Genomic DNA, 3,042 nt, shown 5'->3' on the forward strand with positions numbered 1-3,042 from the left:
GGCCGGTGCGGGGGCCTGGTGCGGTGGGCGTGGTCCGAGTGTCAGTGGCACGTGGCAGGATCGGGTGCGTGGCAGAGACAGCATCGAAGAAGACCGACACGACCACCGGCGGCAGCCGTCCCCGGCTCATGCTCATGGACGGGCATTCGCTGGCCTACCGCGCGTTCTTCGCGCTCCCCGCGGAGAACTTCACGACCGCGACGGGCCAGCCGACGAACGCGATCTACGGCTTCGCGTCGATGCTGGCGAACACGCTGCGCGACGAGGCGCCCACCCACTTCGCGGTGGCGTTCGACGTCTCCCGCAAGACCTGGCGCTCCGAGGAGTTCACCGAGTACAAGGCGAACCGCTCGAAGACCCCCGACGAGTTCAAGGGGCAGGTCGAGCTGATCGGCGAGCTGCTCGACGCCATGCACGCCGTGCGCTTCGCCGTCGACGGCTTCGAGGCCGACGACATCATCGCCACCCTCGCCACCCAGGCCGAGGCGGAGGGCTTCGAGGTCCTCATCGTCACCGGTGACCGCGACTCCTTCCAGCTGGTCTCCGAGCACACCACCGTGCTCTACCCCACCAAGGGCGTCTCGGAGCTGACCCGGTTCACCCCGGAGAAGGTGTTCGAGAAGTACGGCCTGACACCCGCCCAGTACCCGGACTTCGCGGCCCTGCGCGGTGACCCGTCCGACAACCTGCCCGGCATCCCCGGCGTCGGCGAGAAGACCGCCGCGAAGTGGATCAACCAGTTCGGTTCGTTCGCGGATCTGGTCGAGCGCGTCGAAGAGGTCAAGGGCAAGGCCGGACAGAACCTCCGCGACCACCTGGAGGCCGTCAAGCTCAACCGCCGCCTCACCGAGATGGTGCGCACGGTCGAGCTGCCGAGGACGGTCACCGACCTGGAGCGCGCCCCGTACGACCGCACGGCCGTCGCGATGGTCCTCGACACCCTGGAGATCCGCAACCCGTCGCTGCGCGAGCGGCTGCTGGCCGTCGACCCGGGGGCGGAGGAGGCCGACGCCGGCCGGCCGCCCGCCGAGGGCGTCGCCGTGGACGGCACGGTCCTCGCCTCCGGGGAGCTGACCCCCTGGCTCACCGAGCACGGCACGGAGATCCTCGGCGTCGCCACCGTCGACACGTGGGCGCTCGGCACCGGCTCGGTCACCGAGATCGCGCTCGCCGCCGCCGGGGGAGCGGCCGCCTGGTTCGACCCGACCCAGCTCGACGGGACGGACGAGACCACGTGGGCGGCCTGGCTCGCCGACCCCGCGAAGCCCAAGGTGTTCCACAACGCCAAAGCCGCGATGCGGGTCTTCGCCGAGCACGGCTGGACCATCGAGGGCGTCACCATGGACACCGCCCTCGCCGCGTACCTGGTCAAGCCCGGCCGCCGCTCCTTCGACCTGGACGCGCTGTCCCTGGAGTACCTCGGCCGGGAGCTGGCCCCCGCCGCCACCGCCGACGGGCAGCTGGCCTTCGGCGCGGACGACGGCGCCGAGGCCGAGGCCCTCATGGTGCAGGCCCGCGCCATCCTCGACCTGGGCGAGGCGTTCGGGCAGCGCCTGGAGGAGGTCGGCGCCGCCGAGCTGCTGCGGGACGTGGAACTGCCGACGTCCGCACTGCTGGCCCGCATGGAGCGCCACGGCATCGCCGCGGACCGCGCCCACCTCGAAGCCATGGAGCAGATGTTCGCCGGTGCCGTGCAGCAGGCGGTGAAGGAGGCGCACGCGGCGGCCGGGCACGAGTTCAACCTCGGCTCGCCCAAGCAGCTCCAGGAGGTCCTCTTCGGCGAGCTGGCCCTGCCCAAGACCAAGCGCACCAAGACGGGGTACACCACCGACGCGGACGCCCTGGCCTGGCTCGCCACCCAGACCGACAACGAACTGCCGGTCATCATGCTCCGCCACCGCGAGCAGGCGAAGCTCCGCGTCACCGTCGAGGGCCTGATCAAGACCATCGCGACGGACGGCCGCATCCACACCACCTTCAACCAGACCGTCGCCGCGACGGGCCGTCTCTCCTCGGTCGACCCGAACCTGCAGAACATCCCGGTCCGCACCGACGAGGGTCGGGCGATCCGCCGCGGCTTCGTCGTCGGCGAGGGCTTCGAGTCGCTGATGACGGCCGACTACAGCCAGATCGAGCTGCGGGTGATGGCGCACCTCTCCGAGGACGCGGGCCTCATCGAGGCGTTCACCTCCGGCGAGGACCTCCACACCACGGCCGCCGCGCAGGTGTTCGGGGTCGAGCCCGGCGCGGTCGACGCGGAGATGCGCCGCAAGATCAAGGCGATGTCGTACGGCCTGGCGTACGGACTGTCGGCGTTCGGGCTGTCCCAGCAGCTGAACATCGACGCGGGGGAGGCCCGCGCCCTGATGGACGCGTACTTCGAGCGCTTCGGCGGGGTCCGGGACTATCTGCGCCGCGCGGTCGACGAGGCGCGGGCGACGGGGTACACGGCGACGCTCTTCGGCCGCCGCCGCTATCTGCCCGACCTCAACAGCGACAACCGGCAGCGCCGCGAGGCCGCCGAGCGGATGGCGCTCAACGCGCCCATCCAGGGCACGGCCGCGGACATCGTCAAGATCGCCATGCTGAACGTGGGCCGCGCCCTGGAGGACGCCGGCCTCACGTCCCGCATGCTGCTCCAGGTCCACGACGAAATCGTCCTGGAGATCGCCCCCGGCGAGGGCGCCCGCGTAGAGGAACTCGTACGCCACGAGATGTCCAACGCGGTCCACCTCCGTGCCCCCCTGGACGTCTCGGTGGGCCACGGCCCGGACTGGGAATCGGCCGCCCACTGACCCCCGAGGAGGGGCCCGCCGCCCACATACCGGGCCGGGCCCCTCCAGAGGACCGACGTCTCCGGGCTGTCCCCTTATTCCCTCGCGACACCGCTCCGTCGGTCCGTCGGTCCGTCGGTCCGTCGGTCCGTCGGTCCGTCGGTCCGTCGGTCCGTCGGTCCGTCGGTCCGCCGCGCGGTCCCCTTACTCCACCGCAAGGGCGCCCGTCACCGCCGACCGAACCGGCTGCTATCCCCTATACACATCT

1 protein-coding gene is annotated in these 3,042 nt (G+C 71.4%); it reads left to right on the forward strand.

The annotated features are described in order from the left end of the window. The first annotated feature begins 68 nt into the window (after positions 1–68). Positions 69–2,795 (forward strand): DNA polymerase I, encoded by a 2,727-nt coding sequence (gene polA / locus AOK15_RS38505; RefSeq protein ID WP_055523533.1) that lies wholly within the window; start codon positions 69–71, stop codon positions 2,793–2,795. The last annotated feature ends 247 nt before the right edge of the window (positions 2,796–3,042 follow it).

Origin of the sequence: Streptomyces ossamyceticus, from assembly GCF_001418475.1 — a bacterium.
In the GTDB taxonomy this organism is placed as follows: domain Bacteria; phylum Actinomycetota; class Actinomycetes; order Streptomycetales; family Streptomycetaceae; genus Streptomyces; species Streptomyces ossamyceticus.